At 56.0% G+C, this 18,544-nt stretch carries 16 protein-coding genes and 3 tRNA genes; 7 read left to right on the top strand and 12 right to left on the bottom strand.

The annotated features are described in order from the left end of the window. Nucleotides 1–382: 382 nt before the first annotated feature. Nucleotides 383–1,822, top strand: a complete 1,440-nt coding sequence (purB, locus tag HMPREF2804_RS02785) for an adenylosuccinate lyase (RefSeq protein ID WP_004005639.1) — start codon at nucleotides 383–385, stop codon at nucleotides 1,820–1,822. A 278-nt stretch (nucleotides 1,823–2,100) separates the two neighbouring features. On the opposite strand, the gene HMPREF2804_RS02790 is transcribed toward purB, so the two are convergent. Then, the gene (locus HMPREF2804_RS02790; protein WP_070627189.1) at nucleotides 2,101–3,843 is read right to left on the bottom strand and encodes a DUF5635 domain-containing protein; all 1,743 of its coding nucleotides are present in this window, start codon (nucleotides 3,841–3,843) and stop codon (nucleotides 2,101–2,103) included. A 260-nt stretch (nucleotides 3,844–4,103) separates the two neighbouring features. Continuing rightward, nucleotides 4,104–4,991: a di- and tripeptidase gene (locus tag HMPREF2804_RS02795; RefSeq protein WP_070627191.1), complete on the bottom strand. Its 888-nt coding sequence runs from the start codon at nucleotides 4,989–4,991 to the stop codon at nucleotides 4,104–4,106. A gap of 441 nt (nucleotides 4,992–5,432) precedes the next feature. Between HMPREF2804_RS02795 and HMPREF2804_RS02800 the strand changes: the two genes are divergently transcribed. Together HMPREF2804_RS02800 and HMPREF2804_RS02805 are read left to right on the top strand one after the other, a co-directional pair. After that, nucleotides 5,433–6,503, top strand: a complete 1,071-nt coding sequence (locus HMPREF2804_RS02800; RefSeq protein ID WP_070627193.1) for an EamA family transporter — start codon at nucleotides 5,433–5,435, stop codon at nucleotides 6,501–6,503. Between the two features lie 110 nt (nucleotides 6,504–6,613). Further along, a complete protein-coding gene (locus HMPREF2804_RS02805; RefSeq protein ID WP_070627195.1) occupies nucleotides 6,614–7,651 on the top strand; it encodes an EamA family transporter in 1,038 nt (345 codons plus the stop codon). A 60-nt stretch (nucleotides 7,652–7,711) separates the two neighbouring features. Here the strand turns inward: HMPREF2804_RS02805 and HMPREF2804_RS02810 are convergent, their stop codons facing one another. Next, nucleotides 7,712–8,557, bottom strand: a complete 846-nt coding sequence (locus tag HMPREF2804_RS02810) for a spermidine synthase (RefSeq protein WP_070627197.1) — start codon at nucleotides 8,555–8,557, stop codon at nucleotides 7,712–7,714. Nucleotides 8,558–8,566: 9 nt separating this feature from the next. Continuing rightward, nucleotides 8,567–9,385 (bottom strand): DsbA family protein, encoded by an 819-nt coding sequence (locus tag HMPREF2804_RS02815; RefSeq protein ID WP_070627199.1) that lies wholly within the window; start codon nucleotides 9,383–9,385, stop codon nucleotides 8,567–8,569. Nucleotides 9,386–9,544: 159 nt separating this feature from the next. Between HMPREF2804_RS02815 and HMPREF2804_RS02820 the strand changes: the two genes are divergently transcribed. Next, nucleotides 9,545–9,616, top strand: a tRNA-Thr gene (locus HMPREF2804_RS02820). Between the two features lie 134 nt (nucleotides 9,617–9,750). Next, the gene (locus HMPREF2804_RS10690) at nucleotides 9,751–9,945 is read left to right on the top strand and encodes a hypothetical protein (protein ID WP_013397915.1); all 195 of its coding nucleotides are present in this window, start codon (nucleotides 9,751–9,753) and stop codon (nucleotides 9,943–9,945) included. Nucleotides 9,946–10,039: 94 nt separating this feature from the next. On the opposite strand, the gene HMPREF2804_RS02830 is transcribed toward HMPREF2804_RS10690, so the two are convergent. From HMPREF2804_RS02830 to HMPREF2804_RS02840, 3 genes are all read right to left on the bottom strand, one after another. Beyond that, on the bottom strand, nucleotides 10,040–10,915 hold the full coding sequence (locus HMPREF2804_RS02830) for an HpcH/HpaI aldolase/citrate lyase family protein (RefSeq protein WP_004005648.1): 876 nt from the start codon (nucleotides 10,913–10,915) through the stop codon (nucleotides 10,040–10,042). Nucleotides 10,916–11,183: 268 nt separating this feature from the next. Beyond that, entirely contained in the window at nucleotides 11,184–11,702 is a 519-nt protein-coding gene (locus HMPREF2804_RS02835; RefSeq protein ID WP_004005649.1) for a hypothetical protein, read from the bottom strand. Nucleotides 11,703–11,866: 164 nt separating this feature from the next. Beyond that, nucleotides 11,867–12,877 (bottom strand): NAD(P)H-quinone oxidoreductase, encoded by a 1,011-nt coding sequence (locus tag HMPREF2804_RS02840; RefSeq protein ID WP_070449337.1) that lies wholly within the window; start codon nucleotides 12,875–12,877, stop codon nucleotides 11,867–11,869. 149 nt (nucleotides 12,878–13,026) lie between these two features. Here HMPREF2804_RS02840 and HMPREF2804_RS02845 point away from each other — a divergent pair. Beyond that, nucleotides 13,027–13,114: transfer RNA gene (locus HMPREF2804_RS02845), tRNA-Ser, on the top strand. A gap of 70 nt (nucleotides 13,115–13,184) precedes the next feature. Here the strand turns inward: HMPREF2804_RS02845 and HMPREF2804_RS02850 are convergent. Next, entirely contained in the window at nucleotides 13,185–13,517 is a 333-nt protein-coding gene (locus HMPREF2804_RS02850) for a hypothetical protein (protein WP_070627204.1), read from the bottom strand. 232 nt (nucleotides 13,518–13,749) lie between these two features. Beyond that, nucleotides 13,750–14,319, bottom strand: a complete 570-nt coding sequence (locus HMPREF2804_RS02855; RefSeq protein WP_070627206.1) for a cell division protein FtsK — start codon at nucleotides 14,317–14,319, stop codon at nucleotides 13,750–13,752. 227 nt (nucleotides 14,320–14,546) lie between these two features. Between HMPREF2804_RS02855 and HMPREF2804_RS02860 the strand changes: the two genes are divergently transcribed. Further along, a tRNA-Ser gene (locus HMPREF2804_RS02860) sits at nucleotides 14,547–14,638 on the top strand. 189 nt (nucleotides 14,639–14,827) lie between these two features. Here HMPREF2804_RS02860 and HMPREF2804_RS02865 read toward each other — a convergent pair. The 3 genes from HMPREF2804_RS02865 to upp all read right to left on the bottom strand — a co-directional run bounded on the left by HMPREF2804_RS02865 (nucleotide 14,828) and on the right by upp (nucleotide 17,422). Further along, nucleotides 14,828–15,349, bottom strand: coding sequence for a SixA phosphatase family protein (locus tag HMPREF2804_RS02865; RefSeq protein WP_004005656.1), 522 nt, complete (start codon nucleotides 15,347–15,349; stop codon nucleotides 14,828–14,830). Nucleotides 15,350–15,473: 124 nt separating this feature from the next. Continuing rightward, nucleotides 15,474–16,241: a winged helix-turn-helix domain-containing protein gene (locus HMPREF2804_RS02870; protein WP_004005657.1), complete on the bottom strand. Its 768-nt coding sequence runs from the start codon at nucleotides 16,239–16,241 to the stop codon at nucleotides 15,474–15,476. Between the two features lie 542 nt (nucleotides 16,242–16,783). Continuing rightward, complete coding sequence (gene upp / locus HMPREF2804_RS02875) at nucleotides 16,784–17,422, bottom strand: uracil phosphoribosyltransferase (RefSeq protein ID WP_070449326.1); 639 nt, start codon at nucleotides 17,420–17,422, stop codon at nucleotides 16,784–16,786. Nucleotides 17,423–18,544 lie beyond the last annotated feature (1,122 nt).

The raw sequence follows: 18,544 nt of genomic DNA on the forward strand, positions 1-18,544 counted from the left end.
GTGCGGCCGCACGGGTACGCCTGAGTACCCGTGCGCGTGACCGATGCTGTACCTGTTTACCTTCACCCTAGAAGGCTCGGCACAGGTTAATACCCGCTCTCTCGTTGCCCTGTGGATAACCTGCCGTAGTGGGACACTTTCGCTGATTATCCACAGGTTATTTCTCCCGATTTCGTTGGATGCGCGCACTCGCATGACCGAATATGACACAGACCCACACAAGCATGGCAGACCGCACACATCCCATAAATAACGCCTTAGCGAATCACAGAAAGACGTCCAGAACCCGCAATACGCTGTGCTCAAGACAGACACGGCACGTCATCCGCCGCAGAAGACACCCAATCTGACCTTTTACGCCAAAACATGCGAAGATAGAGGTATGTCTCACCCTGAAAACACGCTCCTGCCCTCGGGAAGAATCGACCTGGGCACCAGTAATCTTGCGCTCGGTCCCCTCGATGGGCGTTATGCCCCCGTGACCGCGCCTTTAACGAACTACCTCTCCGAAGCCGCGCTGAACCGCGACCGCATTCACGTAGAAGTCGAATGGTTCATATACCTGTGCGAGCATGCCGTTCTTCCCGGGCTCACGCCGCTCACCGATGAGCAGAAGTCCGGTTTGCGCGCTATCGTGACCGAGTTCAACGCTGATTCCGTCACCGAGCTCGCCGAGATTGAGGCGGTCACTGTTCACGATGTCAAGGCCGTCGAGTACTATATCGGTCGCCGCCTCGAAGCGCTGGGGCTGGGACATCTGGTTCCGCTCGTGCATTTTGGGTGCACCTCCGAAGACATCAATAACCTCTCCTATGCCCTGGGTATTAAGGACGCGGTCGAGAATGTATGGCTTCCCGCCGCCCGCGATCTGGTGCAGGTTTTGCTGGATCTCGCAGAGACCGGCAGGGATGTTCCGATGCTCTCTCGCACGCACGGCCAACCCGCAACACCCACCACGCTGGGCAAGGAAATGGCTGTGCTGGCGTACCGTTTGAAACGCCAGATTTCCCATGTTGCCGCCACCGAATTTTTGGGCAAGATTAACGGCGCGACGGGCACCTATGCGGCGCATTACGCCTCGGTTCCGGGGGCTGACTGGCAGGCTATTTCGCGGGGTTTCGTGGAGCATCTGGGGCTTAGCTGGAACCCGCTGACCACACAGATCGAATCGCATGACTGGCAGGCGGAGCTGTACTCTGATGTGGCGCATTTCAACCGTGTGCTGCATAATCTGTGCACCGATGTGTGGAGCTATATTTCGATTGGCTTCTTCCGCCAGATTCCGGTGGCTGGTGCTACGGGCTCGTCGACGATGCCGCATAAGGTGAACCCGATCCGCTTCGAGAATGCGGAAGCTAATCTTGAACTCTCCAATGCGATCTTCGATTCGCTGGCATCCACGCTGGTGACTTCGCGTTGGCAGCGTGATTTGACCGATTCTTCGGCGCAGCGCAATATTGGCGTGGCATTTGGGCATTCGGTGCTGGCGATTTCCAATGTGATTAAGGGTCTGCAGCGCCTCGATATTGCCGCCGACGTTATTGCCGCCGATCTGGAGTCCAATTGGGAGGTTCTGGCGGAGGCCATTCAAATGGTTATGCGCGCGGAGGCAATCGCGGGCACCCCCGGCATGGAGAACCCCTATGAGCGTCTGAAGGAGCTGACGCGCGGTCATCGGGTGGATGCGGTGCGCCTCAAAGAATTTGTGGGCACTTTGGGCCTGTCGGCCGAGGCGCAGGAGCGGCTGTCGAACTTGACCCCGCATACGTACAACGGCATCGCCGCGCAGCTGGTGGATCACGCGAAGGATGCGCAGGGCTAAACTCCTTCAATCCTTATCGCCCACTCTCTACGTCCTAAAAAAGGCTCTTTATTCACATAAAGCGGTTTTTCCAATGCTTTATGTGAATAAAGAGCCTTTTTATGGTTCTGACAGGGGCTATAGAACACCCATTATTCGCCAGTTTTCCACCTCAACACAAAAAGTTGTTAGATTAAGGATGCTCTAATCTAACAACTTTTCGCACTTTGACGGAAAACTGTTAGATTAGCACCCCGCTAATCTAACATCAACTACTCCACCTACAGAAATTCAGCAGATTACCGCCCCTGATGAACCATAACGTACCTTGTGGAACGACCCTGTCCTTCCTGCCTTAGAGTACCTTCATCGACTAGAGCGTCTAAAGCCCTTTTGGCGGTACCGCGGGCTATATGCGTCAGCTCCATCAAATCTCCCGTTGTGATTGCACCGGTGAGGTCGCACCACGCCCGAATCACATCGTGCATAGCCTGCGCGGATCGTGACAGATAGGGCAGCACATAGTGGTCGTTCTCGCCCCGAGCATTCTGAGCAAGATTAAGCGCACCTTCACCCAGAACCCACACCTGTTGCTCTTTAAGACGGGCTACCAGCGGAACACCCTCAATAACGGTCTGTTCGGCAGCCCGCAGCGTGAGCGCCGCTGATTCTTCAGAAGATTGCAGCCGTTCGGCCAAAGTTTTCAATGTGATAAAAGGGTGCTGTATCAAATAGCTGAGAATAATAGCGATTCCCACGTCTTTCTGACGTGCGGTAGGAACAATCGCTGATACGACCTCTAGTACAGGCAGTACTGGTGTTCCTCCCACGAGCGTGCATTCAATATGCGGACCCGCCACTTCCGCGAAGATAGGGGGCAGATGCCCAAGAACCATCATGGACTGGTACATCCGATCAACCCCCACTCCCTGTTTCTCCACAAGGGTCAGGGCACGGAATAGGTCGGCGAGCGCGGGGTATCGTGCAGAACGATTGCTGAGCACATTATCCGCAGTAACTCCACCGTAAAATCCGCCTGGGCTTCGCACTACGAGGGTATTATCGAGTGTAATCCAGCGGATATCGGTAGGTTCAGAGCTGTTCCAGTCGCGGTGAATAATGCCGTTGAGAATAGCCTCGCGCACAGCGTTTTCGGGAACCTGCCGGACTGTGCGGTGCGCAAACCCGGTGGGAAGCGTAATTTGTGTATTCACGTTTTGCAGAGCCTGCTCGATCTGCCGTATTTGTTCCAGCAGCGGCAGGTCAGCGTCGGGTCGCACAGTATTGAGGATCGACCCGGCGGGAACGTCGAAGATAGTGAGTTCAAGCAGGGTTCGGGATGCGGGGCACAGGGTGAGCGCGGCGGCTTGCGAGAGCTTTCCATCGGAACGCAGTGCGCCCAAACGCTGCAAGACCTCGCGGTCCGTGAGGGCTGTATCGGCTCCGAGCAGGGCGCGCACATAGTTCATGGTGGAGCGTGGAATATCTTCAGGCGTGTAGCGGGTGCTTTGAGCCATTTCGTCGTATTCCCGCATATTTTCACGGTGTTCCCACCAAAGGGAACGGTCAATAGGCTTGCAGTGATCCCCAACGCGCCACCGCAGCTTATTGCCGGTATCATACACAGGCTCTTTGGCCTGGGGTACGTAGAGAACCAGCACGCGCAGACCCTGGGCTCCGCCAAGGTGGTGTTCCACAATATCGGGGGCGACCTGTACCGCCTCATCAATACGCTGGCGCAACCATTCAGTATCAAGCTCGGTTCCCAGTACCGTTCCATGGCTGTCTTCAACACCTAGGATCAGAGCGCCTCCGCCGGGTGTATTGGCAAAGCAGGCGACTTCATCTGCAAGTTTTGATGCTGCTTCAGCGTTGCGTGTTTCGCCGGGCAGAAGAATACCGCCAGCGCCTCGGCGTCCTGCTTCCTCTTTGAAATCTATGGATGCGCTCTCCCGATTCGCGTGAAGCTGCCCGTCTCGATACGAAGCAAGGATTTCGGCGACTTGTTTTTCAAGGTCTCGCCTGCGTTCTGAAAGTATCATGCCGTCTCCACAACAGTAGGTTTCAGGGCGGTTGAAGTGTTCTTCTTGACAAACGTCACCATCAAGTCTACCGAAAAACACAAAAAGTTGTTAGATTAAGGATGCTCTAATCTAACAACTTTTCGCACTTTGATGGAAAACTGTTAGATTAGCACCTCGCTAATCTAACAATCTCCCGTGTATGTCTTGTGAAAACCGCGGCAAAACGGGCACTCTTACCCGCGAAATACCGGCGGGCAGGGGCAAGGGGCTAGTTTCTTCTAGTTCCCCATCGTCTTGCGATGCTGCGCGCCAGGGTTCTGCAGCCCGTGAGCGTGCGCATCGTGGTTCTTCGTATCGGCCTTGGTGCGCTTGAACTTACTGGTCAGTGCTCGCGTAACCTTGGGTCCGTGAGAGTTTTTCTGCTCGTCAGACGTGAACTTGGGGGCGCGCGGGGTAAGCATCAGCTCAGCCGGGAAAAACGCGGGAGCATCGCCAAACGCATTACGGGCGCTCTTCACCACGTCACGCCCCAGCGCCAAGTTTGCGCCGCCGCCAACCACCGCACCCACGCCAAACGGCAGGGCACGCCCCAGCAGGGCTCCGCTCTGGCGGGTCAAGAAACGCTTGATAAACATATTGCGAATCGTGCGTTCCACACTAAAAGTCTTGCCCGCCGACTTACCGCCCAGCAGCGTTCCCCACCGGTTGGAAACGCCGCTCGCCTTCCCGGTCTGCAGCAGCACGGTATTCATCAGCTGCGAGCCTTCTTCGCCGAGCATAATCGCCATCACCATCGAACGTGCAACCTCGGGGTTCTCCACATGCACGCCGTGCAGCTCAGCCACCGCCTGGGCGAACAGTGCGGTCCTTTCCAGGTACCCGCCGACCGCGAGCGCCGAAAGGCTCATCGAGGTCACGGTTCCGATTCCGGGCACGAAGGCGGATGCGCCCGTCACCCCGCCGATCGCGGTCACGTCACGCAGATAGTTGCGTTCAAGGCGCCGCAGAATCTTTTCGGGGGTTTCATCCGGATGCGCCGCCCGCAAACTTTTCACCATCGACAGCGCTAGGGGGCGCTGAACGCGCAGAACGGTATCAAGCGTTTTGGTGAGTGCCGGGCGGGGATTGCCGTTATCGTCAAAAAGTGACTTTTTCGGGTCTAGCATAATGTCAGTAAAGCACGTTTTGACTCAAAGTAGGTACCGCATCCTGCAGAAACGGTGCTTATTCCGCCTAGCGAGTATTCCGTCGCGTTCATGACACGCCCCTGGCCTGGAATTTTAGTGCGTCAAGAACTACTTTCCCCGGCTCTACCTGTGCACACTACACATGACATAAATCTTGCCCGCTAACCCATCGGTACGGTATCTACGCCCAAGCCCAGGCCCGGTATCTCAAAGCGGCATAGCTCTTTCCGCCGTTTATCTTCGGCAGGTTTCATAATGGAGTAAATTTCACGGTATGACGTTTTAGTTCGGCTTTTCGCCCCGAGGGCTTAGAATTGAGCTAGGTTACACAACACACTCGTTCACTCAGGCGCTCCGACGCGTCTTCTGCGGTGTTCAGCAATGGCACTAACACCGGCCTTCACACAGTAAGGAACCTATATGTCTGCTCCTGCTTCGGCGCGCTCGCCACTGGCGACTCAGGGCCTCGGTATGGCGTATGCTATCGGCGCCATCATTTCGGCACAGTTCGGTTCTGCGCTCGCTAAGACGATGATGGGCGATCTGGGCGCGTGGGGCGTGGTGGCTCTGCGCATGATCACCTCGTCGCTTCTGCTGTATCTCTTTTTCCGCCCGCAAGTTCGTCAATGGACGCGCCCGCAGTGGCTTGCCGTGATCGTCTTGGGGATTGCGCTTTTCGGCGCGAACGCCTTCTTCTATGTGGCAATTCAGCAGGTTCCGCTGGCGATCGCGGTGGCTATCGAGTTTATGGGTCCGCTCGTATTGGCAACGGTTCTTTCACGAAGAAAACTCGACCTGATCTGGATTCTTCTTTCCTTTACCGGTATGGCTATTTTAACGGCAGAGTCGCAGTCAAAGCCCGAAGATTTCGCACTGATAGGTATATTTTTCGCTATTCTCACCGCCGCTTCTCGTGCCGCCTATATCCTGGCAACAGAGCGTGTGGGTGCCACAATTCCGGGGATGGGCGGTATGGTGATGGGCAATCTTGTCTCCACACTCTTGGTTATCCCTTTCCCTTTCTTCATCACGGGCAATAATTTAGGGAAAGTTATCACCGATCCCGCCTTACTGGCGCTTGGTTTTGCGATGGGTCTTCTGGCCTCTGCGCTTCCCGCACTGGGCGAGATTTCGGCGCTTCGCATGCTCCCCTCGAATGTATACAGCGTGGTGCTTTCGCTGGAACCTGCCGCGGCGGCGCTGGTGGGCGTTATTATTCTGCAAGAACCCACCGATGCGGTGCGCTGGATTGCAATTGCGCTGCTGATTACGGCAAGTATCGGGATTACGATATCGCACGCTCGGGTGGAACGCCGGGCTCTTGAGGAAGGTACAGCGGAGACAATTACGCATTTCCTGCCTGGCGCGGTTGACAGCATCGGTGCCGACCTTGTGCAGAAGACCGGGGTGATTACCCTTCCCACCACCGAGCAGATCAAGCTCGACCGGCAAGCTAAGGAAACCCGGTCAGAAGGCTCCTCCCCAACGTAGAATATACTTCGCATTTAGGGTATGCCCTAGGTTACAACAATATGCAGGCAGCGGTACCATTATTCTCACGTGGTACCGCCGCCTGTTGTCGTTGTGATCTAGGAGGTTTCTTGACCAGCCTCAGCCATCATAGTCACCGCAAGCGCCCCAGCGTCGGCATCATCTTTGTGATCATCTCGTGCCTTTCTCTGCAATTCGGCGCGGCTTTCGCGGTGCACCTTTTTCCGCTTTTTGGTCCGTGGCTCGTCACAACACTGCGTCTGATTCTCGCCGCAATCACGGTAGGAGCGGCGGTCTGGATTGCCGGGCGCTGGCGGGCGCATCGGGCAGGTGCACAAACCGCATATATGGCAGTACCCGCAAAAACATCCGACGGATTCTTAGGCTGGTCTTCCCGCCAGTGGCGTGCCATGCTCATTTTTGGTGTCACGCTCGGGCTCATGAACGGCTTCTTCTACAATGCGCTGGCGCGCATCCCGCTCGGGCTGGCGGTGGCGGTCGAGTTTACCGGTCCGCTCGTGCTGGCCTCTATCCTCACGCGGCGTAAACGCGACCTAGTGTGGGTATTCTGCGCGGCGGCAGGCATGGCGGTACTCGGTTTCGAGGCGGTACACGGGCAGGAAACTGACCTGCTGGGTGTACTATACGCCCTGATTGCGGGCGCATTCTGGGCGCTCTACATTCGCTCAAGCGCCTCAGTCGGTGAGCTCGTGCCCGGTGCAAGCGGACTCGCCATAGCAATGTCCGTGGGAGCCATCTGCGTGGTCCCCGGAGCCCTGCTTTTCCCCGGCCCCGTAGCGCTCTGGAGCGTTACGCACGATACCCAACTGGTGCTCTTCATCATCGGAACCTCCCTGCTGGCATCGGTCGTACCGTACAGCAGCGAGTTGGCAGCCCTGCGGCACCTTCCCGAACAGGTCTTCAGCGTGCTTCTCAGCCTGGAACCGGCGATTGCGGCGCTCGCGGGGTGGGCGCTGTTAGGTCAGGAAACCGGTCTGATGCGCTGGGTTGCGATTATCCTGCTGATCACGGCAAGTATCGGAATTACCCAGACAACCGGGGGTTCGGCACCTGCGGACGAAACTTCGGATTCTTACCGGAGGAACGAACCTCCCGAGCATACCTCTCCCCTACCGCTGCCGGAATAGACTGCGGGATACTACGCTGCCTGCGTGCCGGGTCGGTTCTGCGGCGGACGGCGTGGGCAGCTATTGCTCGGCCAGGTACCCCAGAAAATCCCGCAGTTCTTCGGTACCCAGCACCTCCGCCGGATGCGGTCCCCGCGCGAACAGCGCATCGGCGGTGTCCTCGTCGAGTTCACGTGCGGTTGCGATCAGCACCAGGTTCCCCTCGTGTTCACCGCTCAGCATGGAAGAATCACACAGGCACCACACATGCTCGAACGTGTCTAATAGGGCGCGCGCCTGCCCCTGGAAGAAGGGCAGCCCGGCATCATCGCCCACGTTCACGGCGAGTACCCCGCGGGCGCTCAGAAGCTCACGCAGCTCGGCGTAGTAGTCGGCGTTGGCAAGGTGGGCGGGCGCATCCATACCCGTAAAAATATCAAGAATAATAGCGTCGATCCCGCGAAAAACGCCGTCGTCGGATGCGGCATGAGCGCCGAAAAGCGCGGGAATCTCGGGGAGCACGGCGCGCGCATCCGCAACCACGAACTCGCACCGGGTACCTGCGGGCAACGGCAGCACCTCGGTCACAAACCCCATCAGCTGTGGCTCATAATCGACGGCCACTTGCGAAGACCCCGGGCGCGTGGCCTGCACATAGCGGGCGAGCGTGAGCGCCCCGGCCCCCAGGTGAAGAGCCGTCACGGGTTCGCGCGGCGGTGCGAGTACATCCAGCACATTGGCGATGCGTCGCAGATACTCGTAAAACACGACGGTCGCATCAGCAGCATCAACATGGGATTGTTCGGCACCGCCGATCTCAAGCACATAGCCGTGTTCGCTGAATCCGTCCTCAAGAATGCGACCGCGCTGACCGCTCACACTCAGGTGAACGCCCAGCGCGGCACGCTCTCGCTGTCTTTCATCCATCACGAAAGATTAGCTCAGCCCTGCGGCTTTCTTGAATTCTTTGGCCATATCCTCGGCGGAGGTCGAAGAATCCACATTCTCAAGAGGCTTGTCGTTCACCGCGAATTGGGGGGTGCCCTTCACGCCGATCTTTTGGCCGTACTCAAAATCGCCCTTGATCAAGTCGATGGTTTTTTGATCATTCATGTCGGTCTTAAATTTCTCCTCCTCCAGCCCAAGTTCCTGAGCATAGCTGAGAAGAACTCCCGCCAGATCGGTCTGGCTCACATCTTTCCAGGAATCCTGAGTTTCAAAAAGCTTATTCGCCATCTCCAGGTGCTTATCCTGAAGCTCTGCCGCCTGCACGGCCCGCGCGGCGGCAATAGCATTCTTGTGAATTTGGGACAGCGGCATATTGCGCACGGTCACATTCATGGTGCCCTCAAGGTCCTTGGCAACCTTCTCATAGGTGGGTTCGGCCTTGGCGCAGTAGGGGCACTGGTAGTCGGTGTACAGGGTCACGGTAGGCGCACCCTGCTTGGGGGTGTTGAGGTGGTATCCAACCTCGTCGCGCTCGCCAACTTTGGTAGCGGTCATTTTGGCGGAGTCACCGGAGGCCGAAGCCGAACCGGATGCGCTTGCCTCTCCCCCGGCGCTAGCGCTGCCGGAAGCATCGCCCGAGGGAGCGCCGCTTGCTGAGCCGCTTGCGCTGGCGTTAGAGCTTGAGCTACCGCTTGCGGATGCGCTTGCCCCGGAATTTGAGGTGGCGTTCGCGCATGCGGAGAATACGACTGCGAGAGCGGGTACCCCGAGTGAAAGCGCGGTACGGCGATTGAGCATAGATGTCATGAGGGTTCCTTTACCGTAAAGATAATAGATCTTCGTTTTATCCTCCCATATCTTGCGGGGGAACGCACCCCTTTCGAGTTATGGGTCATATTCGCCCTGCCCTGTAATCTCTGCTAATATTGGCGATGGTATACGCGCCATATAGCTCGTATATCGTGTGCCTCCTTAGCTCAGGGGTAGAGCATTTCCCTCGTAAAGAAAAGGTCGTGGGTTCGAATCCCACAGGGGGCTCAGCGTAACCCGTCGTCTTCTGCCAGCGGGCAGAGTGCGGCGGGTTTTGTGTTTCCCATCTACGGATTACCCTTGAAAACCCGTACAATAAGGAAAGAGTTTTACCGTTTTGTTTGCACTTCGAGAGGGGCATCATGCGTCATAAAAAACAGACCCAGCGTTTTGGGTTGGTATTCGTGCTTCTGCTGATACCGTGCTGTGCGCTGTGGTTCTTTTATCGATGGATCTTCGGTGAAGACACCATTATTGCCGTCCCCATCGTGTTGGGGGTTGTGACCTCCTATATTTGCGCCTATGCCTTTACCGGCGGCAGGACTCCGTACAACTAGCTGCTCACGACGAAGCCGTACCGTATAGAGAACACGTGAGCCGCGCATCCTGCCTCTGAGCAGGATGCGCGGCTCACATTTATACACCAAGACTTTAGACGTTGGCGCGCTGGGCGTCGCTTTCGGTCTTTCCCCACAGCCCGTAGACTTTGGCGAGTTCTTTGACCTTCTTGGCGCGCAGGTAACGCGGCAGATATGAACCGTCGTGCGGCCCGTCGATGGGAACATCAAGCATTTTATGTGCCTCGGCGATTTCGTGGTCACTCGGCGAGAATGCCTGGTTGATGGTGTCTGCCTGATCGGAGTCAAGAGTGAGTTTTCCGGTCATGCCGTGGGCCGTGGCGTAGGTGCAGGCCTCGGTGAGTGCCGCCTTGTACTTACCTACAGATGGCCCGTCGATAGGACCGGGAATACCGCCCAGAGTTGAAGCGATCACGAGTTGCGAGCGCACATAGGCGAGCGCCATGGGGGTGTCGCTGGAACCGGTATCGCGGCGGTAATCGCCTGCCCCGAAGGCGATGCGGAAGGTTCCGATAGCGCTGGCGATTTCGACGGCGTTGTGCACCCCGAGAGCCGATTCGATAAGCGCGATGATGGGCGTTCCGGCGGGCAGTTCGGAGGCGGTGCGGTCAATATCGGTCGCATGCTCTGCGGTGGCGAGCATAACGCCGCGCAGACCTTTGGTGTTTTTGAGAGCTTTAACGTCTTTCCACCAGTGCTCGGTGGTGATAGCGTTGATGCGCACCCACGCGACCACGCCGGAGTTGAGCATTTTGACGACTCGACTGCGGGCTTCGTCTTTTTCGTCTTCGGGGCACCCGTCTTCGAGGTCTAGAATAATGGAGTCTGCTTCACTGGCGAACGCTTCTTCAAAGTCTTTTTCGGCTGAATTAGGGCGTACAAGAAGCCAGGAGCGAGAGAGACTGGGGCGTAGCTGGCGCGCACGTTCATTGCGATGGAATTCGAGCATTGGTTGGTCTTTTCCCTGATGTGCTGGTGTCCGAGCTTTTAGTGTAGGCGTCTGGTCCATGATGGTTATACTAAGCTCAACCTTAGTTAAGGTTCTAGTTACCTCATATCGTGTGGGGTTTTACGCGGATTTATATGGTTTTATGTTGGATAATTCGCGACGTGAAACCCTCAAAAGACACTAAACCCCCGAAATTATCGGGGAAATTATACGGTGCCCGTAACTACACAACTATTCGCACATCGCCGCTAGTTTCACGTTTATGACGTTAAACCGAGGTTGTCTGCAGAGACAGGTTTTCATTGCGCGCCTGTGCAGCTTTTTCATCACGTGCACGGGCGATCAGGCGTTCCGCATTCTCGACATGCTCAACCACACTCTGCACGCGGCGTTCTACCGTAATCTTGCGGTGGCACTGCACACTGCACTCGCCAAAGCACCGCGCCATCGCCAGCGCCTCAGCGCAGAGGGCTACCGCATTACCAGCTTTTGAGAGCGCCCGATGCAGATCCGAGAACGTGCCTTCAGGGGAGGCAGGAATATCCATGCCATCACTGGGGGCAATACGCTGCGCTTCCATCGCGACGGCACGAACCCGCGGAATAAGATCGGCAAGAGTATTCGCATCCGGCACGATAAGTTCGATCATCTCGGTATCGGCAAGGCGTTCAAGAACCTGATGGAAACGATCAATACCGCGAATAAACCGGTCGTGCGCACGACGCCAGAGACCACGCCCAAGTTCCGCGTCATCACGCCGTGATTGCAGGAAATCTTTGAGTCCCATAGCCCCTCCTCATGCTCAGCCGGTCGTGCGTCTAGAAAGCTCTATATACTTAGGGTACCCTAAATCTCATTTTGGTGACAGGATGTCGTACAAAAAATGTTGATATGGGATTAAGCTCTCGAAAAATTCACGCATTTGACCCGGCCAAACCGGCACAACACGACTTACATCACGCGCAAAACAACCTTGCCGCGATGCTGACCCGCATCAAAATACTCATGAGCCTGCGACGCCTGCCACCACGGGAATTCACGATCAAGATTCGCCGAAAGAACGCCGCGCTCAAGCAACGGTAACACGTTCTCATGCACCCCTGCCATAATTTTTGCCTTCTCATCCGCAGACCGTGACCGCAAAGACGTACCGTGCACCGATAAGCGCTTCGTTAGCATAAGACCCAGATCGAGTTCCGCGCGGCGACCGCCCTGCACAGCAATCGTCGCCAGATGCCCACCATCGGCTAAAGACCGCAGATTATCTTCCAGGTATTTCGCGCCTACCACATCAAGAATATAATTCACGCCGTGACCGGCACTCTCACGCTGAATCACCTGACGAAAAGACTCCGTGCGGTAATTAATCGGATGCGCCCCCAACGCCCGCACCACCTGAGCCTTCTCGTCATCACCGACCGTCGCAAAAACCCGCACACCGGCGGCGCGCGCCAGCTGAATAGCATGCATACCCACGCCCCCAGTACCGCCATGCACCAGAAGCGAAGTCTGCTCATCTTCCGCCGGTTTATTCTGCGCGGGATCAAGACTCATTCCGCACAGAAGCACCAGATTCGAGTACACCGTCGCGGCGACCTCCGGGATGCACGCCGCCTCAACCATGCTCATACCCTTAGGAACGGGCAGGGTATGGCGCACATCTACCGCCGCATATTCGGCGTAACCGCCGCCAGCAAGAAGCGCCATGACGCGCTCGCCCACCAGAGCGGGATCAACGCCCTCACCCACAGCCTCTACCACGCCCGCAATCTCAAGACCGTATACGGAGCTTGCCCCCGCAGGAGGCGGATAATGCCCGCGCCGCTGCAGGGAATCCGCCCGGTTCAGCCCGGCGGCATGCACCCGCACCAAGACCTGCCCGGGTGCAGGGGCAGGAATCGGAACCTCAGAGAGCGTTAGAACCTCTGGATCTCCATGTTCTTTCTCGACAATGGCGCGCATAGTAGCCTCAACAACCTTCTTATCTGTATCTTCCTGCACCGAGATTAGCATGTGTTCTCGGGGCATACCGCAATGTTCAGATTTACAGAAAAGCATAGAACATGAGATAATCGGCGGGTACCTTTTCCGCTCAAGGGCGGAAAATACCGGGATGGTTGTCCGAGCGGCCGAAGGAGCTGGTCTTGAAAACCAGTAGGCGGTAACCCCGTCTCAAGGGTTCAAATCCCTTACCATCCGCACACTAAACCCCGCGATGCGCCTGATTTTTCAGGTGTATCGCGGGGTTTTTCGGCGTAGAATCTGCAGGTTACGAGACCAACCTTGAGAGGAACCCCAGCACAATATCAAAGGCACCGAGGATACCCCCGATAAGCGCCATAGCGGTATAGCCAGCATTCTTTCCCTTATTAGCAATAAGACCCCTAATACAGGAAACTACGGCAACAATGCCAAAACCGATGGTAAAAATCCCAATACCGAGAGCACCTAGAACAAGGGAAGTAATGGAATAGATTTTTGCGTTTTTCTCTGCCTTGACTGCTTCAGGATCAATTGTAGGTTGGTACGGCTGCTGGTAACCCTGCTGAGGGTATCCGCCCTGCGGGTTCTGCTGAGGCTGAAAGTTATAGTTTTCGGACATTACTATCCTTCTTGGGGTAGACGATCCTATCGTTGCACATAAGATCAGTTTTATTATCGGCTTTATTTACTGTACAGGGTTAAAGATAAGTACACGCTTTCCAACATGCCGTGTTAACAAATCCGTACCAACACGGCATATACGTTAAAGCGCCCAGATCATGCACAATAAAGCCCCGCTATCTTCCCGACCTCGGGATTCTGCGGGGCTGCATCTTGTAAGCTAACGGCTGCTACCGAGTGCTGGCTATAGCGGCTATCACGAACGCCACCATCGGAATAAAGAAGAACAGAGTCTCAATCGCCCCCAGCGACAGGGCAATCCAGCTGGTGGCAAGGCCGCCTCCGGCGAGAACTCCGGCACGTGAAGCCTGAGCACCTTTAACCGCGCCCCAGATCCCCAAACCCAGTGGAATCACACTCGTGACCCAGAAGAGGGCGAGCACCAAACCAACAATGCCCAGCGCTAAAGAGGTTTGTGCCGCCTGCTCACCGGCAATCTGCTGCGGGGTTTTGGGGACGACCGCCATCATGGGCACGGGCTGCACATATACCGGCTGCTGATAGTACTGTTGAGGAGCAGGCTGTTGGTAATACTGTTGAGGGGCCGACTGGTGATAGTGCTGCTGAGGAACAGTTTGTTGATAGTCCTGCTGTCTAGGAGCGGGCTGCTGTTGGCTCTGATAAAGCTTAGTGTATTCGGGCAGAGAGTCAGAGAGAGGGCGAGTTTTCTCGTAGGCGTCCTCACCCTGATGGGGGTTTTGCGACTGAGACGGTTGCTCTCCCGCGTGATGCTCAGACATAGCTATTCCTTTCGGTGACAAGAAGCGACAACTAGACCTGCCCACTGTCTACCTGCTGTAGGAAATATCTGGGGAACCGTTTTCAGCCTGCGTGAATGGGCGTGGCAATAACTCTAACTATAGCGCGTTGTTTTTCGCTCATGGGGGAAGTTTGGTCGGCAATTCCGAATTGACCAGCCTGCTTACTCCCGATATTCTTATAGGGATGCACTCGTTTCGTGCACCGTGGAGACGTGCCAGAGCGGCCGAATGGACTTCACTGCTAATGAAGGGTCGGGGTTGAACTCGACCGGGGGTTCAAATCCCCCCGTCTCCGCCAAAGAATGAACCCCCACACTGTAAAAGGTGCGGGGGTTCGCTGCGTCCTAGGGGCGTAGGGCATCAGATTTTCGCAGTCTGTCTTATGATGCAGCTTTGTCTCCGCCTGGCTAACCTTGCCCTCCCAATCGAAAAAGCGGCGGTTCAGTAAGAAAGGGCGAGGGCGCAACGTGCCGACTGCGGATAGGATTTAGAAGCTCATAAAGTCGATGAGGCGCGCATCCGCACCGTCAAGAAGCGCCCACTCCCCCGGCACTTCAAAGACCGCCACGGACGAAGGCGAGAAGCCATAGGAAGCGTCCATCAGGGAATTGTAGTCAGAGTCGGGGCTCGCAAGCTGTAAGGTCACATCTTGTACCGCAGGCAGATGCGACACCACCATAAGCGTGCGTACGCTCTCAGAAACCCCGTTAATGCGCGCCAGTACCCGGGATGCAGGAACCTCGTACAGACCCTCGTCCAGGTGCGGAGTAGGTGCCTGCTCACCGAGCGCATCCGAAATCCAGGTGGTGGTCTGCCGGGTGCGCAGCGCCGCCGAAGACATCAGCTGCTCGGGAATATAGCCCTTCTGTTTGAGCCAGGAGCCCGCATCCGCAGCCTGACGATGCCCGCGTTTAGTCAGTGGGCGATCGAAATCATCCATACCCCAGTCGGCTTCGGCATGACGCATGATAATCAGGCGCTTAACGTCTCGGAGTGAGTTCTCAACCATACCTTCATAGTACAACGTAGGCGCCCCGATATGCCGGGTTGCCGCATGATAGCGCGCCACAAAAACCGGCATGCGAAAACCCCGCGCTCTTCAGAAAGAACGCGGGGTTTCGAGCGTAAAAAGACTAGATGGAGTATTCGGGGGCTGCCCACACCACAACTTCGGGATGCTCAAAGAACCGGTACCCCTGACCGCGCACGGTACGCACGGTTCCCGAAAGACGCCCCAACTTCGAGCGCAGACGCCGAATATGCACATCAATGGTACGTTCGTGGGGATGCTCGTCCCCGGCGCTCCAGAGCGACTCCAAAAGCTCATCGCGCCCCACGGTACGGGTGGAGTTCTCAACCAGATGCGCCAGAAGCTCAAACTCTTTGAAGGTGAGCATCAATTGTTCCCCATCAAGGAAAACCTCACGACGTGCCAAATCGATCAGAACGCCATTGGAACTGGGAGTTGCGGGCTGCTCGGCTTCACGCGCCTGCTTGTGCAGCTCAGCCTGGTAGAACACGGCAGTCGGATCGCCAAGCGCATTGCGCACAACCTCAAGATCGCTGCCCTCCGCATGAACGGGAGCCAAAGCAACGGCGGCATAGGATTCGGCTTCAGGTGCCAGATGGTGTGCATAGGTTCGCAAATCCTGCACAATACGCACCAGCGATGTGCCGTTGGCTGCGGCAAGTTCTTCGTTGAGCCCCACATACAGCACAAACCCGCGCGCCTCGTTCTCCTGAGCTCCTGCCTTCTGGGTGCCCTGCTGATCCCCGGAGGAGAAGGTCATCGGGCGCAAAGTAGCTGCGGACCCTTGTGTGCGGTTCTGCTGCGGTACTTGGCGCTTTGCAGCACGACCACGCTGGGAGATGTGGACGTATCCAGGTACTGCACCTGACATTGTTCAACCTTCTCTCAAGATTTGTTGCGTACGGGTCCCTTGATTCTGCATGATGCGGAATGCTCAAACACCGCGCGGTAAGGGCGGCGTTTCCTTTGCTATCAATATTTCTATTATTTGACTCATAAATCAAGCAACTTGGGGTATCTGCGACGTTCTGCTCGCAGCTTCACACCCTCGTGAACTTTGATTCAGTGCCGGGAAACGACGCTGACAAGCACCGTTTCTCCCTCATATTATACATGGAGATTCGGAACCGATACCCCAAAAAGCCGCGCGCTCAGAGCCCCTGACCGCATACGAACCGGGCGCAATTTCCACGTTCTGGAGCGGAGGCTCCCAAGGATACCGTTAGCTCGTACACTACTAGTGTTTTTCGCCGCACTCGCAGATGCATGTGGAGAAAGGGGCACACCGCAGTATGAAGGTGACAAGGAACCGACGCCCCGCGTGCAATCTCAGAATCAAGTCCCAAAGCACATGTTTGCGGCACCCGACGTCTAAGACCGCCCGCGCAGAATCGTCAGACCCGTAAGGATGCGCTACTGCGCCAGCCCATAGAGACGGTCGCCTGCATCGCCCAAACCGGGCACAATATACGCCTTTTCGTTCAGGCGCTCATCTTTAGCGGCAAGGAACAGGTCGACATTCCGCAGACCCTCAACGCCCTTTTCGAGAGCCGCAATACCTTCGGGGGCAGCAATCAGACAGACGCAGGTGATGGATTCGGCGCCACGTTCGCGCAGGAATTTAATAGCCTCAATCAAGGTGCCGCCAGTAGCGAGCATAGGATCGAGCAGGTACACCTGACGACCGGTTAGGTCTTCGGGCAGACGCTCAGCGTACGTGACAATATCGAGAGTCTCTTCGTTACGGGCCATGCCCAAAAACCCGACTTCGGCGGTGGGAACCAGGCGGGTCATGCCTTCAAGCATGCCCAGCCCGGCGCGCAGAATCGGCACGACCAGAGGCTTCGGGTTAGCGATAACGGTTCCCATCGTGCGCGCCACCGGGGTTTCGATAGGGCGCTGCTCAACCCGAATCTCACGGGTGGCCTCATAGGCGAGCAGGGTAACGAGTTCATCGACGAGCTGGCGGAACGTGGGTGAGGGAGTGTTTTTATCGCGGAGCACACTAATCTTGTGCGCCACCAGCGGGTGATCAAGAATCTTAATACGCATACTCTCAGTTTACTCTGCCTGCCGCAGTGGGTGGTGCAGAAGCTAATAAACACTAATCAAGGCAGCAAAGTCTGTTGGGGTCTTATGGTGTAGGTTCCGGCGGGTTTTGCTATATACACTCTATCTGGGTTTATGGGAGCTTCCCCAGGAGCGGTCGAGCAAGTAGAGGAGAAAATATGGGCGGCACTGTTCGATCTTGAGAGCTTCTAAATCTTTTGTAACATTTTACGCCCGACATAAGATTACTCAGCACCCATTGAATAAACTGTAAAATACAAGCTCCTTTAAGGGCGTTCTGCTTTCTCAAACCTTGTCACAGACGTAGATCCAGAGTTAAAAATCCAAAAATTCAAAAGAATCACTTTAATAATACCCACCTACCTCCAAAGAACCTGAGTCAGAAGTCATTCATCTGAGGTGGTCTTGAAGCTATAAAAGCAACCCGCGCACTACCAAGAACACTTGACCGTAGGAACTGATGACCCTAGGAAACACGCTGAAAAGTACCAGCCGGCAACTTGATATGGACAATGACAAGCTCAACCATAGCTCGGCAATGATCCCTCTAGGTGGTTTTTGCTCGGTGCGATCAACCCCAACCCGGTATACCCTTTATCTGTTAGAGCGTTCCGACCATCCAGGCTTTACTAACAGTGCACAACTATCATAGTGTGCGCCTCAGAGACAGAGGCCGTGAGCACCAGGATCCCATCAAGAATTGACAAATAGCCTGGTGGTTGAACCCGCTTTGGCGGCATTTACCGCTAAACAGTCGCAGCATTGGGGTGGTGCGCAAATTGTAGGTAGGCGCAAGAGGTACCGTCCACGATGATTACGCTAAAAAGAGTTTAACTTGTGAGCTAGAGGACACGACCGGGCGTAGAATTATCAGTGCTGCCTTTCCGATGATGGTGATAATACAACCTTGAAGTTTTCGGCGAGGGTTCTTCGGCATGGCTTTTCCTCAGGTACAGCAGGGTGTGGCCACAAAGGCTTGCTTCAGAGTGAGCTTGTGGAGTTCAATGTTCGGTGCGTTCCAGGTCAGGCTACCGTTCAATTCAGGGTGATGAACAGTGTCTAGCTCAGTCCTGTGGTATAGCGAGGAGGCAACGATTTCTTCCG

The sequence above is a fragment of the Rothia sp. HMSC065G12 genome (assembly GCF_001811455.1).
Lineage (GTDB): Bacteria > Actinomycetota > Actinomycetes > Actinomycetales > Micrococcaceae > Rothia > Rothia dentocariosa.

Bases quoted from the DNA above. Each gene is read 5' to 3' on its own strand.
- purB (WP_004005639.1), top strand. From the start codon at position 383: ATGTCTCACCCTGAAAACACGCTCCTGCCCTCGGGAAGAATCGACCTG.
- HMPREF2804_RS02790 (WP_070627189.1), bottom strand. From the start codon at position 3,843: ATGATACTTTCAGAACGCAGGCGAGACCTTGAAAAACAAGTCGCCGAA.
- HMPREF2804_RS02795 (WP_070627191.1), bottom strand. From the start codon at position 4,991: ATGCTAGACCCGAAAAAGTCACTTTTTGACGATAACGGCAATCCCCGC.
- HMPREF2804_RS02800 (WP_070627193.1), top strand. From the start codon at position 5,433: ATGTCTGCTCCTGCTTCGGCGCGCTCGCCACTGGCGACTCAGGGCCTC.
- HMPREF2804_RS02810 (WP_070627197.1), bottom strand. From the start codon at position 8,557: ATGGATGAAAGACAGCGAGAGCGTGCCGCGCTGGGCGTTCACCTGAGT.
- HMPREF2804_RS02815 (WP_070627199.1), bottom strand. From the start codon at position 9,385: ATGACATCTATGCTCAATCGCCGTACCGCGCTTTCACTCGGGGTACCC.
- HMPREF2804_RS10690 (WP_013397915.1), top strand. From the start codon at position 9,751: ATGCGTCATAAAAAACAGACCCAGCGTTTTGGGTTGGTATTCGTGCTT.
- HMPREF2804_RS02830 (WP_004005648.1), bottom strand. From the start codon at position 10,915: ATGCTCGAATTCCATCGCAATGAACGTGCGCGCCAGCTACGCCCCAGT.
- HMPREF2804_RS02835 (WP_004005649.1), bottom strand. From the start codon at position 11,702: ATGGGACTCAAAGATTTCCTGCAATCACGGCGTGATGACGCGGAACTT.
- HMPREF2804_RS02840 (WP_070449337.1), bottom strand. From the start codon at position 12,877: ATGCGCGCCATTGTCGAGAAAGAACATGGAGATCCAGAGGTTCTAACG.
- HMPREF2804_RS02850 (WP_070627204.1), bottom strand. From the start codon at position 13,517: ATGTCCGAAAACTATAACTTTCAGCCTCAGCAGAACCCGCAGGGCGGA.
- HMPREF2804_RS02855 (WP_070627206.1), bottom strand. From the start codon at position 14,319: ATGTCTGAGCATCACGCGGGAGAGCAACCGTCTCAGTCGCAAAACCCC.
- HMPREF2804_RS02865 (WP_004005656.1), bottom strand. From the start codon at position 15,349: ATGGTTGAGAACTCACTCCGAGACGTTAAGCGCCTGATTATCATGCGT.
- HMPREF2804_RS02870 (WP_004005657.1), bottom strand. From the start codon at position 16,241: ATGTCAGGTGCAGTACCTGGATACGTCCACATCTCCCAGCGTGGTCGT.
- upp (WP_070449326.1), bottom strand. From the start codon at position 17,422: ATGCGTATTAAGATTCTTGATCACCCGCTGGTGGCGCACAAGATTAGT.